The 17808-nt window shown below is 72.5% G+C and carries 13 protein-coding genes; 9 read left to right on the forward strand and 4 right to left on the reverse strand.

All coding sequences use genetic code 11. The annotated features are described in order from the left end of the window. Positions 1-5: 5 nt before the first annotated feature. The gene (locus ACZ518_RS15180) at positions 6-1853 is read right to left on the reverse strand and encodes an RNA polymerase sigma factor (RefSeq protein WP_469113503.1); all 1848 of its coding nucleotides are present in this window, start codon (positions 1851-1853) and stop codon (positions 6-8) included. Positions 1854-2259: 406 nt separating this feature from the next. Here ACZ518_RS15180 and radA point away from each other — a divergent pair, with 406 nt between their 5' ends. Together radA and disA are read left to right on the forward strand one after the other, a co-directional pair. Beyond that, positions 2260-3675, forward strand: coding sequence for a DNA repair protein RadA (radA, locus tag ACZ518_RS15185; RefSeq protein ID WP_469113504.1), 1416 nt, complete (start codon positions 2260-2262; stop codon positions 3673-3675). Positions 3676-3946: 271 nt separating this feature from the next. Beyond that, the gene (disA, locus tag ACZ518_RS15190; RefSeq protein WP_469113505.1) at positions 3947-5071 is read left to right on the forward strand and encodes a DNA integrity scanning diadenylate cyclase DisA; all 1125 of its coding nucleotides are present in this window, start codon (positions 3947-3949) and stop codon (positions 5069-5071) included. A gap of 311 nt (positions 5072-5382) precedes the next feature. Here the strand turns inward: disA and ACZ518_RS15195 are convergent, their stop codons facing one another. Next, a complete protein-coding gene (locus ACZ518_RS15195) occupies positions 5383-6180 on the reverse strand; it encodes a hypothetical protein (RefSeq protein ID WP_469113506.1) in 798 nt (265 codons plus the stop codon). A gap of 160 nt (positions 6181-6340) precedes the next feature. On the opposite strand from ACZ518_RS15195, the gene ACZ518_RS15200 reads away from it, so the two are divergent. The 7 genes from ACZ518_RS15200 (at position 6341) to ACZ518_RS15230 (ending at position 12599) form a co-directional block, all read left to right on the forward strand. Then, positions 6341-6961, forward strand: coding sequence for a phosphatase PAP2 family protein (locus ACZ518_RS15200; RefSeq protein ID WP_469113507.1), 621 nt, complete (start codon positions 6341-6343; stop codon positions 6959-6961). Positions 6962-6984: 23 nt separating this feature from the next. Continuing rightward, positions 6985-7899: an HhH-GPD family protein gene (locus tag ACZ518_RS15205; RefSeq protein WP_469113508.1), complete on the forward strand. Its 915-nt coding sequence runs from the start codon at positions 6985-6987 to the stop codon at positions 7897-7899. Between the two features lie 225 nt (positions 7900-8124). Further along, positions 8125-8685, forward strand: a complete 561-nt coding sequence (locus ACZ518_RS15210; RefSeq protein WP_007264805.1) for a SigE family RNA polymerase sigma factor — start codon at positions 8125-8127, stop codon at positions 8683-8685. A gap of 38 nt (positions 8686-8723) precedes the next feature. Continuing rightward, complete coding sequence (locus ACZ518_RS15215; RefSeq protein WP_469113509.1) at positions 8724-9377, forward strand: hypothetical protein; 654 nt, start codon at positions 8724-8726, stop codon at positions 9375-9377. Positions 9378-9411: 34 nt separating this feature from the next. Then, positions 9412-10125, forward strand: a complete 714-nt coding sequence (gene cseB / locus ACZ518_RS15220; protein ID WP_469113510.1) for a two-component system response regulator CseB — start codon at positions 9412-9414, stop codon at positions 10123-10125. A 10-nt stretch (positions 10126-10135) separates the two neighbouring features. Next, positions 10136-11449 carry a two-component system sensor histidine kinase CseC gene (cseC, locus tag ACZ518_RS15225; RefSeq protein ID WP_469113511.1) on the forward strand — a complete coding sequence of 438 codons (1314 nt, stop codon included), beginning with the start codon at positions 10136-10138 and terminating at the stop codon, positions 11447-11449. Between the two features lie 34 nt (positions 11450-11483). After that, positions 11484-12599: a LamG domain-containing protein gene (locus ACZ518_RS15230; RefSeq protein WP_469113512.1), complete on the forward strand. Its 1116-nt coding sequence runs from the start codon at positions 11484-11486 to the stop codon at positions 12597-12599. A 78-nt stretch (positions 12600-12677) separates the two neighbouring features. Here ACZ518_RS15230 and ACZ518_RS15235 read toward each other — a convergent pair whose 3' ends face one another. After that, complete coding sequence (locus ACZ518_RS15235; protein ID WP_469113513.1) at positions 12678-13301, reverse strand: M23 family metallopeptidase; 624 nt, start codon at positions 13299-13301, stop codon at positions 12678-12680. A gap of 1833 nt (positions 13302-15134) precedes the next feature. After that, entirely contained in the window at positions 15135-17660 is a 2526-nt protein-coding gene (locus ACZ518_RS15240) for an ATP-dependent Clp protease ATP-binding subunit (protein ID WP_469113514.1), read from the reverse strand. Between the last annotated feature and the right edge of the window lie 148 nt (positions 17661-17808).

Below are 17808 nucleotides of genomic sequence, written 5' to 3' on the forward strand. Positions count from 1 at the left end.
GGCCCTCAGCTCGCCGGACCGCCCGCCCCCGGGCCGGGGGAAACCGTTCCTCCTGAGGTCGGCGCCGGGGTCGCCGGGTCCGTCGGCGTGGGCGTCGGTGTGGGATCCGGGGCCGGAGGCGTCGGGGTGGGCGTCGGGGTGGGCGTCGGGTCCGGGGCCGGGGGCGTCGGGGTGGGGTCCGGGGCGGGCGGGGTCGGCTCGGTGGTGGGGGCCGGGCGGCCGCGGCCCTGGAGGGAGATCACCGCACCGCCGGGGTCGACGCCGACCCGGGCCGTCCAGGCGCCGACGGGCTGGGCCGCGGTGTCGATGGTGATCCGGAGGGTGACCGATTCTCCGGGCGCGAGGGTGCCCGCCGTCTGGCTCGCGCGCAGCCAGGGCGCGTCCGACCAGAGACGCCAGTCGACGGGGCGGCCGCCGGAGGCGGTGAGGGTGAGCAGGGTGACGGCGCCGCGGGTGGCGGCGGCGACGGTGAGACGGCCGGGCGCGCCGGGGCCGTCGGCCTCGGGGGTGGCCGGGGCGCCGGCGCTGATGACCTCGACGGAGACGTCGGGGGCTTCGCTGCCGCGCGCGAAGCCGGGCTCGCCGGTGGTGTGGGCGGTGTTCCCGGTGTTCTCGTACCCGGTGAGGGGGCGGCCGGCGGCGTACGGCGGCGGGATCTGCGATTCGCTGGCCGAGATGCGGGTGCCGTCGCCCCCGACGGGTTCGCCGGTGGCGGGTGCGCCCCGGTACGCGGCCCACAGCGCGAGTACGGGCGCTGCGACGACGGTGGCCACGACGGTGGTGGTCACGGCCCGGGCCCGGAACCGGTCGCGGCGGGCGGCGCGGTCCTTGGGGTCCATGGGGAAGCCGGTGCGGTCGAAGCGCGGGCCGGGTCGGCCGCCGCGGCGCCGGCCGGAGCGCAGCATGGCGGCGTGGACGGCGGTGCGGGGGGCCGGGACGAGCGGGAGGGTGGCGTTGATGCCGCCGGAGCCGGGCCAGGGCGCGCCGGCGCCGACGCGTTCGGCGACGCGGCGGCAGCGCGGGCAGTCGTCGACGTGGCGGACGAGCTCGGCGCGCAGGGCGGCGGACAGCAGCACCTGGCCGGGGCCGTGGCCGGGGCCGTGGCCACCGTCGTCGCCGCCGGTGATGCGGGAGACGGCCGGGCAGTTGGCGGTCTCGACGACGGCGAGGGCGGCGCGGGTGCGTTCGACCTCGCAGGCGGCGCCGGACAGCAGGTCCTGGGCACTGGTGGGGGCGGTACCGAGGACGGCGGCGAGTTCGGTGACGCCGAGGCGGTGGCGGACGGCCAGTTCGAGGGCCTCGCGCTGCTCGGGGGTGGTGCCGGCGGCTTCGGGCCAGGCGAGCCGGGCGAGCTCGGTGCGGCGGTAGGCGCTCACGTCGAGCGGGCGGTGCGCCCGGGGCGCATGCTCGGGGTCGGCGTGCTCCGGTGTGCGCCGGGCGGAATGCGCCCCCTGGTGTACGCGCCTCCGCTCGGCCAGCCGGCGCAGGCAGGCCCAGCGGGCGAGTGCGTACAGCCAGGCCCGGCGGTCGCTCTCGTCGGGACATCGGCCGGGATGCCGCTCGGCCACGGCGAGGACGTCGCCGAGCACGTCGGAGGCGGCGTCGTGATCGCACAGGACCGACAGGCAGTACGTGAAGAGCCCGTCCAGGTAGGGCTCGTGCCGGAACGGCGGCGGCTCGGGGAGCTCCAGCCGGAGGGTGTCACCGGCACCGCCCGCACCGGCCGTACCGCCCGCACCGCCTGTACCGCGCGCACCGCCCGTACCGCCCGTACCGCCCGCACCGCCCGCACCGCCCGCACCGCCCGCACCGCCCGCACCGCCCGCAGCACGCGTACCGCTCGCACCAGTCATACCTGGCGCCACTACCGCATCGGACGCACCACCGGCAACAGGCGCACCCTCCGCACCACCAGTTTCGCCACCCGCGTCACTCGCCGGACCCGTCCAGTCCGCTCGGGGCGTGCACCTTTGCGCGGGGTGTGCGCCGGTGCGAGATACGGGGTCTCCCTGGTCGCTGCTGTTCACTCGGCGAACCGTAGGCGGCACGCCGGTAGCGCTCCGGAAGCCTTCCGGGGTTTTAGCCCTTAAGGGTGAACAGATTGCCACTCTGCTGACAGCGGCCCTGACGCCGACCCCGCCGCCGGCCCCCGCCGCCGACCCGCACCGACCCCCGCCGGCCCGCGCCGCCCGCCCTGCCGAGGTGCCCGTCCGCCGGACCGGTCGGGCGTTGTCGGTGGCGACGGCTACCGTGGGCGGCATGGCTGCCCGTACATCTCGCTCATCCGCCAAGGACCGGCCGTCCTACCGCTGCTCCGAGTGCGGCTGGACCACCGCGAAATGGCTCGGCCGGTGCCCCGAGTGCCAGGCGTGGGGGACCGTCGAGGAGATGGGCACGCCCGCCGTGCGGACCACCGCGGCCGGACGCGTCTCGGCCGCCGCGCTGCCGATCGCCCAGGTGGACGGCAAGACCGCGACGGCCCGCAGCACCGGCGTGGACGAGCTGGACCGCGTGCTCGGCGGCGGCCTCGTCCCCGGCGCGGTGGTGCTGCTGGCCGGCGAGCCGGGCGTCGGCAAGTCGACGCTGCTGCTGGACGTCGCCGCGAAGGCGGCCACCGGCGACCACCGCACCCTCTACGTCACCGGCGAGGAGTCGGCGAGCCAGGTGCGGCTGCGGGCCGACCGGATCAACGCCCTGAACGACCACCTCTACCTCGCCGCCGAGACCGACCTGTCCGCCGTACTGGGCCACCTCGACGCGGTGAACCCCTCGCTGCTGGTCCTGGACTCCGTACAGACCATCGCCTCCCCCGAGATCGACGGCGCACCCGGCGGCATGGCCCAGGTCCGCGAGGTCGCGGGCGCGCTGATCCGCGCCTCGAAGCAGCGGGGCATGGCCACCCTGCTCGTCGGCCACGTCACCAAGGACGGTGCCATCGCCGGCCCCCGCCTGCTGGAGCACCTGGTGGACGTGGTGCTCAGCTTCGAGGGCGACCGGCACGCGCGGCTCCGCCTGGTGCGCGGCGTGAAGAACCGCTACGGGGCCACGGACGAGGTCGGCTGCTTCGAGCTGCACGACGAGGGCATCACCGGGCTCGCCGACCCCAGCGGGCTGTTCCTGACCCGGCGCGCCGAGGCGGTGCCGGGCACCTGCCTGACCGTGACCCTGGAGGGCAAGCGCCCGCTGGTCGCCGAGGTGCAGGCGCTCACCGTCGACTCGCAGATCCCCTCCCCGCGCCGCACCACCTCGGGCCTGGAGACCTCGCGCGTCTCGATGATGCTGGCGGTGCTGGAGCAGCGCGGGCGGATCACCGCGCTGGGCAAGCGGGACATCTACAGCGCGACCGTGGGCGGGGTGAAGCTGACGGAGCCGGCCGCCGACCTGGCGATCGCGCTGGCGTTGGCCTCGGCGGCCAGTGACGTGCCGCTGCCGAAGAACCTGGTCGCGATCGGGGAGGTCGGCCTGGCCGGCGAGGTGCGGCGGGTGACCGGTGTGCAGCGGCGCCTGGCCGAGGCGCACCGGCTCGGCTTCACGCACGCGCTGGTCCCGGCGGATCCGGGGAAGGTCCCGGCGGGCATGAAGGTGACCGAGGTGGCGGACATGGGGGACGCGCTACGGGTCCTGCCGCGCGGGCGCTCGCGCACGCCGGCCAGGGAGCGGGCGGCGGCGGAGTAGGCCCGCCCGGCGCGACGGGCCGGGCCCGCGGGCGGAATCCTCCACTCCGCCGACGGGTCCAAACGGCAGGTCAGCGGGCTGGTGTGCGCCGGACGCGGACGCACCCGCCGCGCGGCGGGGGTCCCCCCGACGGGCGGGGCGCAGGGCCCGTACGGGCCCTCGTGGCGGCGGTACGGGCCAAGCCCCGGCGGGCGCACGGCGTGCGCCGGTAGACTTTGTGCTGGTCCGCCCGGCCGTACGCGGCGGCGCAACCCGCGACCGGAGGAGTGCAGTGGCAGCCAAGGACGGGGCAGCAGCACCCGGGAAGTCCGGCGCGAGCTCCAAGCACGAGGCGTTGATGCGTGCCTCGCTGAGCGCGGTCGCGCCTGGTCAGCCCCTGCGCGACGGGCTGGAGCGGATCGTCCGCGGCAACACGGGCGGCTTGATCGTCCTGGGCATGGACAAGAACGTCGAGGCGATGTGCACCGGCGGCTTCGTGCTGGACGTGGAGTTCACCGCGACCCGGCTGCGCGAGCTGTGCAAGCTCGACGGGGCGCTCATCCTGGACAAGGACATCACCAAGATCCTTCGGGCCGGCGTACAGCTGGTGCCCGACGCGTCGATCCCCACGGAGGAGACGGGCACCCGTCACCGCACGGCGGACCGCGTCTCCAAGCAGTGCGGCTTCCCGGTGGTGTCGGTGTCGCAGTCGATGCGGCTGATCGCGCTCTACGTCGACGGGGAACGGCGCGTCCTTGAGGAGTCCGGGGCGATCCTGTCGCGGGCGAACCAGGCGCTGGCCACGCTGGAGCGGTACAAGCTCCGCCTGGACGAGGTCGCGGGCACGCTGTCGGCGCTGGAGATCGAGGACCTGGTCACGGTCCGCGACGTGACCGCCGTCGCGCAGCGGCTGGAAATGGTCCGCCGGATCGCGACGGAAATCGCCGAGTACGTGGTCGAACTGGGCACGGACGGGCGACTGCTCTCGCTCCAGCTGGACGAGCTGACGGTCGGCATCGAGCAGGAACGGGAGCTGGTGATCCGGGACTACGTTCCGGAACCGACGGCGAAGCGTTCCCGCACGGTGGAGGAGGCGCTGCCGGCACTGGACGCGCTGACGCATCCGGAACTGCTGGAGCTGGCGATCGTGGCGAAGGCCCTCGGGTACACAGGCTCGCCGGAAACCCTGGACTCGGCGGTGTCGCCGCGCGGGTACCGGCTGCTGGCGAAGGTGCCGAGGCTGCCGGGGGCGATCATCGAGCGGCTGGTGGAGCACTTCGGCGGGCTGCAGAAGCTGCTGGCGGCGTCGGTGGACGACCTCCAGACGGTGGACGGCGTGGGCGAGGCCCGTGCCCGTAGCGTCCGCGAGGGGCTGTCCCGCCTGGCGGAGTCCTCGATCCTCGAACGCTACGTGTAGCCGGGGCGGGTGCCCTGCCGCTGCGCGGGGCCGGTTCCCCTACCCGCCCTTCGCCCGTTCCCCGGGGCTGCGCCCCGGACCCCTTCCTGGGGGCTCCGCCCCCAGACCCTCCCCCAGCTACCGCTGGGAGGTGCCCCCAGGCCTCAAACGCCGGCGGGGCTGATTTCAGCCCCGCCGGCGTTTGAGGCCTGGGGGTCCCCCCGGACGGAGTCTGGGGGAGGTTGAAGGGCGGGGAGGGGCAAGCCCCGCGCAGCGGCACACCACCCGCACCCGACCCACGGAGTCCGGCGCAGCGGCGCGAAGCCGGGGAGCTAATCCTGCTTCAGGACGAAGGACGTGCGGGCCACCGGGAGGCCCGGGGACTTGACCTCGACGACGTAGGTGTCGGGGGCCGGAGCGCCCTGCGGGGGGTTCTGGCACTGGTCCGCCGCGCTCGGCTTGCGGTCCCATTCCACCGACTGCTTCGTCTCGCCCTGCGCCGGCAGCCGGTAGAACGCGTTGCCCGCGCCCGTCGGGCAGTCGGCGGAGGACCAGACGGCCTTGGCGCCCGTCGTCTGGAAGATGGTCACGACCGCCTGCTTCGGGCCGAGTCCGAACTTGCAGGTGCTGCCGGAGGTGTTGCGGACGAGCAGTTCGAGGCGGGGCTTCTCGTTCGTCTCGTACTCGTTCTTCACGCTCTTGACCTCCCACTGCAGCGCGCTCGCCGGGCACGTCGGCAGCGGGGAGTCCGCCGGGACCTGCGCCGGGGAGGAGCCGGCGGAGCCGGAGGAGGACGAGGAGCCCGCACCCGCGCCGGAGTTGGCTCCGGTGCCGCCCGCGTCGCCGTTCTTGGCCGGGCCCGTCGCGCCGCCGCCGGTGCCCGACTCCGCGCGTCCGCCCGGTGCCTGACTGATCGCCGGGCCGGAACCGGAGGGGCCGGGGGTGATGGTGCGCACGGGTCCGGAGCCGTCGCCGCCGCCCTTGCCGTTCGTACTCGTCCTGCCGCCACCGGAACTGACGAACCATACGGCGAGCAGCGCGACGAGCGCGGCGACGGACGCCAGCACGGCCCTCCGCCGCCAGTAAATGGAGGAGGGGAGCGGCCCGACCGGATTGCGCAGAGATCCCACGCACCGAACCTTACGAGAACTCGTGCCGCGTTCCGCGCCCCACATGCCGCACATCCGGCAGGTTTTGCCGATGATCATCCTGCGGGAGCAGTCGGGAACGGCCATATCCGGCCAGGGGTCTGACGCGGCCGCGACAGGGCGCCGAGTACGGTCAGTGACCATGGACAGCTCCGACCTCTACCGCGACATCACCGACTTCGCCCACACCACGCCCCATTGGGTGCAGAAGGTGGTCGAGGTCTGGACCGAGTACGGCCTCCTCGTGTTCGGCCTGCTCTACATATCCGTCTGGTGGCGTGCGCGCGGGAAGCAGGGCGGGGACCCCCGGGCCCTCGCGCTCGCCGTGCTCGCACCGCTGGTCACCGCGCTCGTGTACGTCGCGTCGGAGCTGGTGAAGTCCACCATCGACGAGGAGCGGCCCTGCCGCGCGGTGGCCGGGGCGGCCGCCTCCCTGGTCCCGTGCCCGCCCTACGGCGACTGGTCCTTCCCCAGCAACCACTCCGCCATCGCCGGCGCCGCCGCCGTCGCGCTGGCGCTGGCCGTTCCCCGCCTCGCGTGGCTGACGCTGCCGATGGGGCTGCTGATGGCCTTCTCCCGCGTCTTCGTGGGGGTGCACTACCCCCACGACGTCGGCATGGGCCTGCTGCTGGGCGCCTCGCTGGCCGTCCTGGCCGTGGCGGCGCTGACCGGTCCGATGATCAGGCTCACCACCGCCGTACAGGGGAGCGGCAACCGCGTCGCCGTCTGGTTCACCGGTCCGGGCCCCGCGCGCCGGACCTGAAACGTGCCAGGATGCCGTCTGCCATGACTGCATCCCCATCACACACCTCGCCTTCCGCATCACACACCTCCGCGCTGCACACCCCCGTCATCGCGTGGTTCGACGAGCACGCCCGCGACCTCCCCTGGCGCCGCCCCGAGGCCGGCCCCTGGGGGGTGATGGTCAGCGAGTTCATGCTCCAGCAGACCCCCGTCAGCCGGGTGCTGCCGGTGTACGAGCAGTGGCTCGCCCGGTGGCCCCGGCCCGCGGACCTGGCCGCCGAGGCGCCGGGCGAGGCCGTACGGGCCTGGGGGCGGCTCGGCTACCCCCGGCGGGCGCTGCGGCTGCACGGCGCGGCCGCGGCGATAACGGAACGGCACGGTGGCGACGTGCCCCGGGACCACGCGCAGCTGCTCGCGCTGCCCGGGATCGGCGAGTACACGGCCGCCGCGGTGGCCTCCTTCGCTTACGGGCAGCGGCACGCGGTGCTGGACACCAACGTGCGCCGGGTCTTCGCGCGCGCCGCGACCGGGGTCGAGTACCCGCCGAACGCCACCACCGCCGCCGAGCGCCGTCTGGCGCGGGAGCTGCTGCCCGAGGACGAGCCGACGGCGGCCCGCTGGGCGGCGGCCTCCATGGAGCTCGGCGCGCTGGTGTGCACCGCCAAGAACCCGGACTGCGCCCGCTGCCCGGTGGCGGGGCTGTGCGCGTGGCGGCTGGCGGGGAAGCCCGCGCACGACGGGCCGCCGCGGCGCGGTCAGACGTACGCCGGCACGGACCGCCAGGTGCGCGGCAAGCTGCTGGCGGTGCTGCGGGAGGCGGTGGGCCCGGTTCCGCAGGCGGTTCTGGACACGGTGTGGGGCGAGCCGGTGCAGCGGGCCCGGGCGCTGGACGGGCTGGTGTCGGACGGGCTGGTGGAGCCCCTCGCGCACGGGATGTACCGGCTGCCGCAGAGCTGAGTTCCCGAGGGGGCCGCCCTTCGGCTCCGCGCCCCTCGGGATTCACTCGAAGTTGACTCGAAGATTCCGTTTCGGGCCGGAAAACCGCAGCTCACGGGCACTGTTACACAACCTACGGCTGTCCGTGCGCCCACCGCAGGCTGACCCGCACAGTGCCGTGACAACCCCTCCGTAACTTCGGATCCGTAAGACAGCGGAGACGGGGACGCAGTGGAGGCGGTCACAATGGCGCACGGAGAGGTACTCGAGTTCGAGGAGTACGTACGCACCCGGCAGGACGCCCTGCTGCGCAGCGCACGGCGCCTGGTCCCGGACCCCACGGACGCCCAGGACCTGCTCCAGACCGCCCTCGTACGCACCTACGGCCGCTGGGACGGCATCGCCGACAAGTCCCTCGCCGACGCCTACCTGCGCCGCGTCATGATCAACACGCGGACCGAGTGGTGGCGGGCCCGCAAGCTCGACGAGGTCCCCACCGAGCAGCTCCCCGACGCCTCCGTCGAGGACGGCTCGGACCAGCGCGCCGACCGCGCCCTGCTGATGGACATCCTCAAGGTGCTCGCGCCCAAGCAGCGCAGTGTCGTGGTGCTGCGACACTGGGAGCAGATGAGCACCGAGGAGACGGCCGCGGCGCTCGGTATGTCGGCGGGAACCGTGAAGAGCACACTGCACCGCGCCCTGGCCAGGCTCCGTCAGGAGCTGGAGAGCCGGGACCTGGACATGCGTGCCCTGGAACGCGGTGACCACACCACGCGCTACGAGGGGCGGGAGCGGTGCGCGGCCTGAACGGCCAAAGCCTGAGCGGAAGAAGCTCGCTGGTACTCATGTCGGCGGGGACCACGGTCCTCGTCGGCACAGTGCTGTTCGCGGCCGGGTGCTCCGCGGGGGGCACCGGACTGCGCGACGGCGGGCCCGCGCGCAGCGATCCGGTGGCGCGCAGCAACCAGCCCACCGGCGGCCCCTCCAAGCCGTCGGCCCCGGGGCACTCCGCCGCCGCGTCCACGGGCAGCCCGGTCAAGCGCATCGACGCCGTGGCCCTGCTGAAGGCCGACCCCAAGGTCAGCGCGGAGATCAAGCGGGACCTCAAGCCCTGCACGGGCAAGGAGTACCCGATCGACGTGAGCTACGGGAAGATCACCGGCAGCACCGTCGTCGACATCGTCGTCAACGTCCTGTCCTGCGCCGACGCCCTGGGGCGCGGTTCGTACGTGTACCGCTCGGACGGCTCCAAGTACGAGAATGTGTTCGCGGACGAGCAGAAGCCCGTCTACGCCGAGATCGACCGGGGCGACCTGGTCGTCAGCAAGCCCGTGTACGGGCAGGACGCGGCACCCTCCGAACCGTCCGGCGAAGACGTGATCACGTACCGCTGGAACGGCGAGCGGTTCGCCGAGCAGGACCGGGTGCACTCGGAGTACAGCAACGTCTACAACCCCGGGATGCAGCCGGCCCCGGCCGTCTCGCCGAAGAACGAATGACCGCACCGACGATGGAACCGGAGTGAGGCTGGGCATGGCCGAGACCCACGTGCTGTTCGTGGAGGACGACGACGTCATCCGCGAGGCCACGACCCTGGCGCTGGAACGCGACGGGTTCGTGGTCACCGCCATGCCCGACGGCCTGTCCGGCCTGGAGTCCTTCCGGGCGAACCGGCCCGACATCGCCCTGCTCGACGTGATGGTGCCCGGCATGGACGGCGTCAGCCTGTGCCGCCGCATCCGCGACGAGTCCACCGTCCCCGTCATCATGCTGTCGGCGCGCGCCGACAGCATCGACGTGGTCCTCGGCCTGGAGGCGGGCGCGGACGACTACGTCACCAAGCCCTTCGACGGCTCCGTCCTCGTCGCCCGCATCCGCGCCGTGCTGCGCCGCTTCGGCCACGCCGGCGGCTCGCAGAACGGCGCGAACGGCTCCTCCGACGCGGACGGCTCCGACGAGCGCGGAGTGCTGTCCTTCGGCGACCTGGAGGTCGACACCGAGGGCATGGAGGTCCGCAGGGCCGGCGCCCCCGTCGCCCTGACCCCCACGGAAATGCGCCTGCTGCTGGAGTTCTCCTCCGCGCCCGGCACCGTCCTGTCCCGCGACCGGCTCCTCGAACGGGTCTGGGACTACGACTGGGGCGGCGACACCCGCGTCGTGGACGTGCACGTACAGCGGCTGCGCACCAAGATCGGACAGGACCGGATCGAGACGGTCCGCGGCTTCGGATACAAGCTCAAGGCATGAGTAGAACCGCATGAGGCGCATCACCCTCCGTACGGGGATCCGCTGGAAGATCACGCTCGCCATCGCCGCCGTCGGCGCCCTCACCGCGCTCGCCCTGAGCCTGGTGGTGCACAGCGCTGCCCGCGTGTCGATGCTGGAGAGCGCCCGCGACCAGGAACTGGAGCGGGTCCAGTACATCGCCCGCACCCCCGACGCCGGCCGCAAGCCGATCTGGGGCGCCAAGGTCAACGACCCCGAGCTCCCCGCCGAGCTGCGCGAGAAGGCCCGCTCCGGGCGGCGCGGCACCTACATCCACGAGTCCCCGAAACGGGTCCCCGAGGTGTGGGCGGCCGTACCGCTCGGCAACGGGCAGGTGCTGTCCATGCACCACCCGTTCCGCGAGAGCGCCAACATGGTGCGCGACCTGGACCGGGCCCTGGTCGTCGGCTCCCTGGCCGTGGTGATCGGCGGATCCGCGCTGGGCGTGCTCATCGGCGGGCAGATCTCCCGCCGCCTCCGCGAGGCCGCGGCCGCCGCGCAGCGGGTGGCGCACGGGGACCCCGAGGTACGCGTACGGGATGCCGTGGGCGGTGTCGTACGGGACGAGACCGACGACCTGGCGCGGGCCGTGGACGCCATGGCCGACGCCCTCCAGCAGCGGCTGGAGGCCGAGCGGCGGGTGACGGCGGACATCGCGCACGAGCTGCGGACCCCGGTGACGGGCCTGCTCACGGCGGCGGAACTGCTTCCTCCGGGCCGGCCGACCGAGCTGGTGCGCGACCGCGCGCAGGCCATGCGGGCGCTCGTCGAGGACGTGCTGGAGGTGGCCCGGCTGGACGGCGCGTCCGAGCGGGCCGAGCTCCAGGAGGTGGCACTGGGCGAGTTCGTGTCCCGGCGGGTGGCCTCACTGATGCCGGCCGCCTCGGTACGGGTCGTCGCGGACGAGATCGTCAGCACGGACCCGCGCCGGCTGGAGCGGATCCTGGGGAACCTGCTGGCCAACGCCATGCGGTACGGGCGGGACCCGATCCAGGTCGACGTGGAGGGCCGGGTCGTACGCGTCCGGGACCACGGGCCGGGCTTCCCCGAGGCACTGCTCCGCGAGGGCCCGAGCCGCTTCCGGACCGGCTCCACGGACCGGGCGGGCGTCGGCCACGGGCTCGGCCTGACCATCGCGGAGGGGCAGGCCCGGGTACTGGGGGCCCGGCTGACGTTCCGCAACGTCGCGGCGCGGGGCGGCGCGGAGAACGAGGGCGCCGCCGCGGGCGCGGTCGCGGTGCTGTGGCTGCCGGAGCACGCCCCGACGGCGACGGGAAGCTTCCCGATCATCCAGCTCCCGGGCTGACAGCCTCTCCCGGCAATGTTCTAGCATCCGTGCCATGACTGACGGTACGGATCGCCCGAACAGCCCCCAGCCCGGCCCCGCCTCGGGGAGCGGCGGCTACGGATTCCCGCCGCAGACGCCGAATCCCTACCAGCCGGGACCCGCGCAGGGACAGCCGGCCGGCGGGGGCTTCGGCCCGCCCCCGGCCCAGCCCGAGGAACCGTTTCCCTCCCCCGCCGCCTCCGCCCCCGCTTCCGCCTCCGCCTCCACGCCGGACTGGCAGGCCATGGCCGACGCGACCGAGGCCCAGCAGCGCAAGCGGAAGCGGCTGACCATCGGGATCGGGGCGCTCGCGGTCGTCCTGGTGGCGGGCGGCGCGGGGTACTTCCTGCTGAACGGGTCCGACGACGACCCGAAGAACCCGCCGGCGATCGCCTCCTCGGGCTCGCCGAGCCCGTCCGGCGGCTCCTCCCCGTCCCCGGACGGCAAGACCCCCGAGGACGACTCCCCCACCGTGCCGGGCGAGCCGAACCTGCTGCGCGACCGCAGCGGGAAGATGGGCATAGCCCTGGGACCGGGCGCCTCACTGGGCGAACTGGCCAAGCGGACCGAGGTCCGCTTCAAGGGCACCGCGGACTCCTACGCGCAGGGCGCCGAGGCGGCCGTGGACGTCACGAAGAGCTTCACCGTCTCCACCCGCGCCTACAACGTGGCCGAGTCCGGCTCGCGCATGGCGGTGAGCCAGGGCGACGGAGACTCGTACTCCTTCGAGCTGGGCTTCGAGGTCGTGAACGGCAAGAAGGCCTGGGTGTTCCGGGTGCAGACCGGCGACAAGGGCCAGGCGGCCACGGCACAGCAGGTCGTCGTGGACAACGTGAACACCACGCGGCAGTGGACGCTGCTGACGGGGACCTACGACGCGGAGAAGAAGACCATCGCCCTGTGGGTGGACGACAAGCAGGCCGGGCAGGCGCAGGTATCCGGCATCTGGGCCGGCCCCGGCCCCCTCCAGCTGGGCCGGGCCCGCCACCACGGGATCTGGAGCGCCGCGTGGGACGGGCCGCTGGACCACATCCGGATCTTCGGCCAGGCGCTGGGTCAAGAACAGATCACGGGCCTGAAGAACAACAAGCTCGTGAAGGCCAAGCCCACCCACTCCTGGCTCATCTGACCGGGAGCGGGTGGATCAGGTTGATCAGCCTGGTCAGGTTGATCAGCCTGGTCAGGTTGATCAGCTTGGTCAGGTTGGTCAGACGGTGACGCCGGCGTTGCGCAGGAAGGCCACCGGGTTGACGGCCGAGCCGTAGTTCGGGGTGGTGCGGATCTCGAAGTGCAGGTGGGGGCCGCTGCTGTTGCCGGTGTTGCCGGACAGCGCGATCTGCTGGGCGGCGGAGACCTTCTGGCCGATCTTGACCTGGATCCTCGAAAGGTGCGCGTACTGGGAGTACGTGTTGTTCGCGTGCTTGATCACGACGGCGTTGCCGTACGCGGGACCGTCGCCGCCGCCGTTCGGGCCGGCCTTCACGACGGTGCCGGCGCCGGCGGCCTTGACCGGGGTGCCGGTCGGGACGGCGAAGTCCTGGCCGGAGTGCTTGTGCGCCCACATGCTGCCGCCCTTGCCGAAGGTCGCGGACAGCGTGTAGCTGTCGACGGGCTTCGACCACGCGGCGGGCTTCGCGGCCGCGGCCGCGGCCTTGGCCTGCGCCTCGGCCTGGGCCTGGACGGCGGCGACCTCGGCGGCGGCGGACAGGGTGCTCGGGGCCTCGTCGGCGAAGGCGGCGGTCGTCCCGGCCCCGAGAGCCAGCAGCGCACCGAGACCGGTGGCGGCGAGGGCGATACGGGTGCGGCGGGTGCTGACGCGCTTCGCGGACATGTGGAGACCTCCGGGGCCGGGGACAAGGGCGTGTTCGGGCAAGAAAGATCCCGGCGCTGCGGACCGAACCGCTACTGCCGGGCTTGCCCCACCTTGGTAACCCGTGCCCCCGGGCTTCCCCAAACGTCCCTTTTACTACCCCGGCTCGTAGCCGCGCGATGGATCTCCACACTCTTGACGGCACCCGTACTGCGCCTACGCAGGGACAAACCAGGACATCAAAACCTACGAGAGTTCCTAGTAGGTCCGTTTTGCCCTGTGCGGCTTGTCACCGCCCCCGGGACGTTTGCCCCACCCCAAACAGGACCAAGGCCTGCAACCGGGGGCGGCGCGCGGGCGTCGGGGGGCGGGGGACGTGGGGCGAGGGCTCGCTATCTCCCCCTCGAGGGGGTGGGGGCCGGGCGGTGGCTGCCCACCCGCCTCCGCCTCTGGGTGCGGGCCGGGGGGCGGGGGGCGGGATCCCCTTGGGCGGTCTCAGGGAGGCTTGGGGGCTTCCCGTCAGTCCCATCGTCGTTCCGGTTCGGGCCGGTCCCTCAAGGGCGCTCCCTTCGGTCGCGTCGCTACGCGATCGCCTTCGGCGACCCTTGACCGACCGTCCCGCCCCGGAAAGCCGAAAGACTGCCGGGAAGCCCCCAAAAGAACGGTCACGGGGCAGGAGGAGAGGAGCGGCTCCCTCAGTGACGAGGCGAGGGGCCGGGCCTTGGCCGGCCGGGCATCCGGGCCCTCAAGAGTCGAGATTCCGGGCCGGGGGCGCGGCTACCCGCACGAGAGGTTGATCAGAGCGGCCTGCGGAGCACCCAGGCGCGCCAGATCGCTACGCGCTCCTGTCGGCTCAGCGTCCGGCGACCGCCTTGGGCTGATACCCGCACCAGAGGGCGACCAGAGCAGCGCGGGGAGCGGATGGGCGCGCCAGATCGCTACGCGCTTCTCTGGTCTCGGCGGCCGGCAGCCGTCTTGGGCTGGCCATAGGCCACAGGAGGTCAATTAGCCCCTTTTATACCTATATGGGAGGCCGTGGCGAGGGCGGAAGGTCCCCTCTCGGAGTCTGCGGTCGAAAAGGACACTCTCAGACTCCGACAAGCCGCCAAAGGCCCTGCGAGAGGCACCATTCGCCCCTCGAAAGCGCTCCCCCGCCCCTTTTCCACCTATCCCAGCCCCAGACGGCCGTCCGACGCCGAACCGGGAGAAGCGCGTAGCGATCTCGCGCGCCCAACCGCTCCCTGGGCTGCCCTGATCAACCTCTGGTGCGGGTATCAGCCCCGGACGGTCGTCGGACGCCGAGACGACAGGAGCGCGTAGCGATCTGGCGCGCCTGGAGGCGCCGCAGGCTGCTCTGATCAGCCTCTCGTGCGCCTAGTCGCGCCCCCGGCCCCGAATCCGGCATCCACGGGCCCGGATGCCCGGCCGGGCAAGGCGCAGCCCCGTCGCCTCATCGCTGACACGGCTGCCCCTCCTCTCCTGCCCCGTGACCGTTCTTTTGGGGGCTTCCCGTCAGTCTTTCGGCTTTCCGGGGCGGGTCGGTCGGTCAAGGGTCGCCGAAGGCGATCACGAAGTGACGCGACCGAAGGGAGCGCCCTTGAGGGACCGGCACGACACGGAAGGACGATGGGACTGACGGGAAACCCCCAAACCAGCTGCGAGACCGCCCCGCCAGGACACCGCTCCCCACCCACCGCCCCGCAGACAGGGAGGCGGGTGGGCAGCCACCGCCCGGCCCCCACTCCTCGCGGGGGAGATAGCGGGCCCGCGCCGCAAGCGACGTACCCCCCAAGCCCAAAGGGGCGGCCCCGGGACCTTGTGGGTCCCGGGGCCGCCCCTCAGTGCTGCTTGCGCTTACGCGCCCTTCGACAGGTCCGGGCCGGAGCCCGTGGCCTCGATCGGGGGGAGGTCGGGCAGGGCCGACTTCTCCTCGCCGCGGAAGGTGAACTTGGCGGCCTCGCCCTCACCCTCCACGCCGACGACCACGATGTGACCGGGGCGCAGCTCGCCGAAGAGGATCTTCTCCGACAGCAGGTCCTCGATCTCGCGCTGGATGGTCCGGCGCAGCGGGCGGGCACCCATGATCGGGTCGTAGCCGCGCTTGGCCAGGAGCTGCTTCGCGTCACCGCTGAGCTCGATGCCCATGTCGCGGTCCTTGAGGCGCTCGTCCACCTTGGCGATCATCAGGTCGACGATCTGGATGATGTCTTCCTGGCTGAGCTGGTGGAAGACGACCGTGTCGTCGACGCGGTTCAGGAACTCGGGCCGGAAGTGCTGCTTGAGCTCTTCGTTGACCTTCGCCTTCATCCGGTCGTAACCGGTCTTGACGTCGCCCTGGGCGGCGAAGCCCAGGTTGAAGCCCTTGGAGATGTCCCGCGTACCCAGGTTGGTCGTCATGATGATGACCGTGTTCTTGAAGTCCACGACCCGGCCCTGGGAGTCGGTCAGGCGACCGTCCTCCAGGATCTGGAGAAGGGAATTGAAGATATCCGGGTGCGCCTTCTCGACCTCGTCGAAGAGGACGACGGAGAACGGCTTCCGGCGGACCTTCTCGGTCAGCTGGCCGCCCTCTTCGTAGCCCACGTAGCCGGGGGGCGAACCGAAGAGGCGGGAAACCGTGTGCTTCTCGCTGAACTCCGACATGTCGAGGGAGATCAGCGCGTCCTCGTCGCCGAAGAGGAATTCGGCGAGCGTCTTGGAGAGCTCGGTCTTACCGACACCGGACGGACCGGCGAAGATGAACGAGCCACCGGGTCGCTTCGGGTCCTTCAGGCCGGCCCGCGTACGGCGGATCGCCTGCGAAAGGGCCTTGATGGCGTCCTTCTGACCGATGACGCGCTTGTGGAGCTCGTCCTCCATGCGCAGCAGGCGCGAGGACTCCTCCTCGGTCAGCTTGAAGACGGGAATGCCGGTCGCGGTCGCGAGGACCTCGGCGATGAGCTCGCCGTCGACCTCGGCGACGACGTCCATGTCGCCGGCCTTCCATTCCTTCTCGCGCTTGGACTTCGCGGCGAGCAGCTGCTTCTCCGAATCACGGAGCGAAGCCGCCTTCTCGAAGTCCTGGGAGTCGATGGCCGACTCCTTGTCGCGGCGGACGGCCGCGATCTTCTCGTCGAACTCGCGGAGGTCCGGCGGCGCGGTCATCCGGCGGATGCGCATCCGGGAGCCGGCCTCGTCGATCAGGTCGATCGCCTTGTCCGGGAGGAAGCGGTCCGAGATGTACCGGTCGGCCAGGGTCGCGGCCTGGACGAGGGCCTCGTCCGTGATCGAGACGCGGTGGTGGGCCTCGTACCGGTCACGGAGACCCTTGAGGATCTCGATGGTGTGCGGCAGCGACGGCTCCGCGACCTGGATCGGCTGGAAGCGGCGCTCGAGGGCCGCGTCCTTCTCCAGGTGCTTGCGGTACTCGTCCAGCGTCGTGGCACCGATGGTCTGGAGCTCACCACGGGCCAGCATGGGCTTCAGGATGCTGGCGGCGTCGATCGCGCCCTCGGCGGCACCCGCACCCACGAGGGTGTGGAGCTCGTCGATGAACAGGATGATGTCGCCGCGGGTGCGGATCTCCTTGAGGACCTTCTTCAGGCGCTCCTCGAAGTCACCGCGGTAGCGGGAACCGGCGACCAGGGCACCCAGGTCGAGCGTGTAGAGGTGCTTGTCCTTGAGGGTCTCGGGGACCTCGCCCTTGACGATCGCCTGCGCCAGGCCCTCGACGACGGCGGTCTTGCCGACGCCGGGCTCGCCGATGAGGACCGGGTTGTTCTTGGTCCGGCGGGACAGGACCTGCATGACCCGCTCGATCTCCTTCTCGCGCCCGATGACCGGGTCGAGCTTGGATTCGCGGGCAGCCTGGGTGAGGTTGCGGCCGAACTGGTCGAGGACCAGCGAGGTCGAGGGGGTGCCCTCGGCCGGGCCGCCTGCGGTGGCCGACTCCTTGCCGCCCCCGGTGTAGCCGGAGAGCAGCTGGATGACCTGCTGCCGGACCCTGTTCAGATCGGCGCCCAGCTTCACGAGGACCTGGGCGGCGACGCCCTCGCCCTCGCGGATCAGGCCGAGCAGGATGTGCTCGGTGCCGATGTAGTTGTGGCCGAGCTGGAGGGCCTCGCGGAGCGACAGCTCCAGGACCTTCTTCGCCCGCGGGGTGAAGGGGATGTGGCCGGACGGGGCCTGCTGGCCCTGACCGATGATCTCCTCAACCTGCTGGCGGACAGCCTCGAGCGAAATCCCGAGGCTCTCCAGGGCCTTAGCGGCGACACCCTCACCCTCGTGGATCAAGCCCAGGAGGATGTGCTCGGTGCCGATGTAGTTGTGGTTGAGCATCCGGGCTTCTTCCTGAGCCAGGACGACAACCCGCCGCGCGCGGTCGGTGAACCTCTCGAACATCGTTTATCGCTCCTCAGAGCGGTCGGGCAGTTCGGGGTCGGTCCCCGCCCTGTCCTTCCGCATGCTAGTCCCGCGGGACGGGACAGCTCATTCCAACTGCCGACATCCGTCCACGGCTCACCCCCACGTCGGTGAGGAAAACCGGCTG

The sequence above is a fragment of the Streptomyces sp. NPDC033966 genome (genome assembly GCF_055575955.1).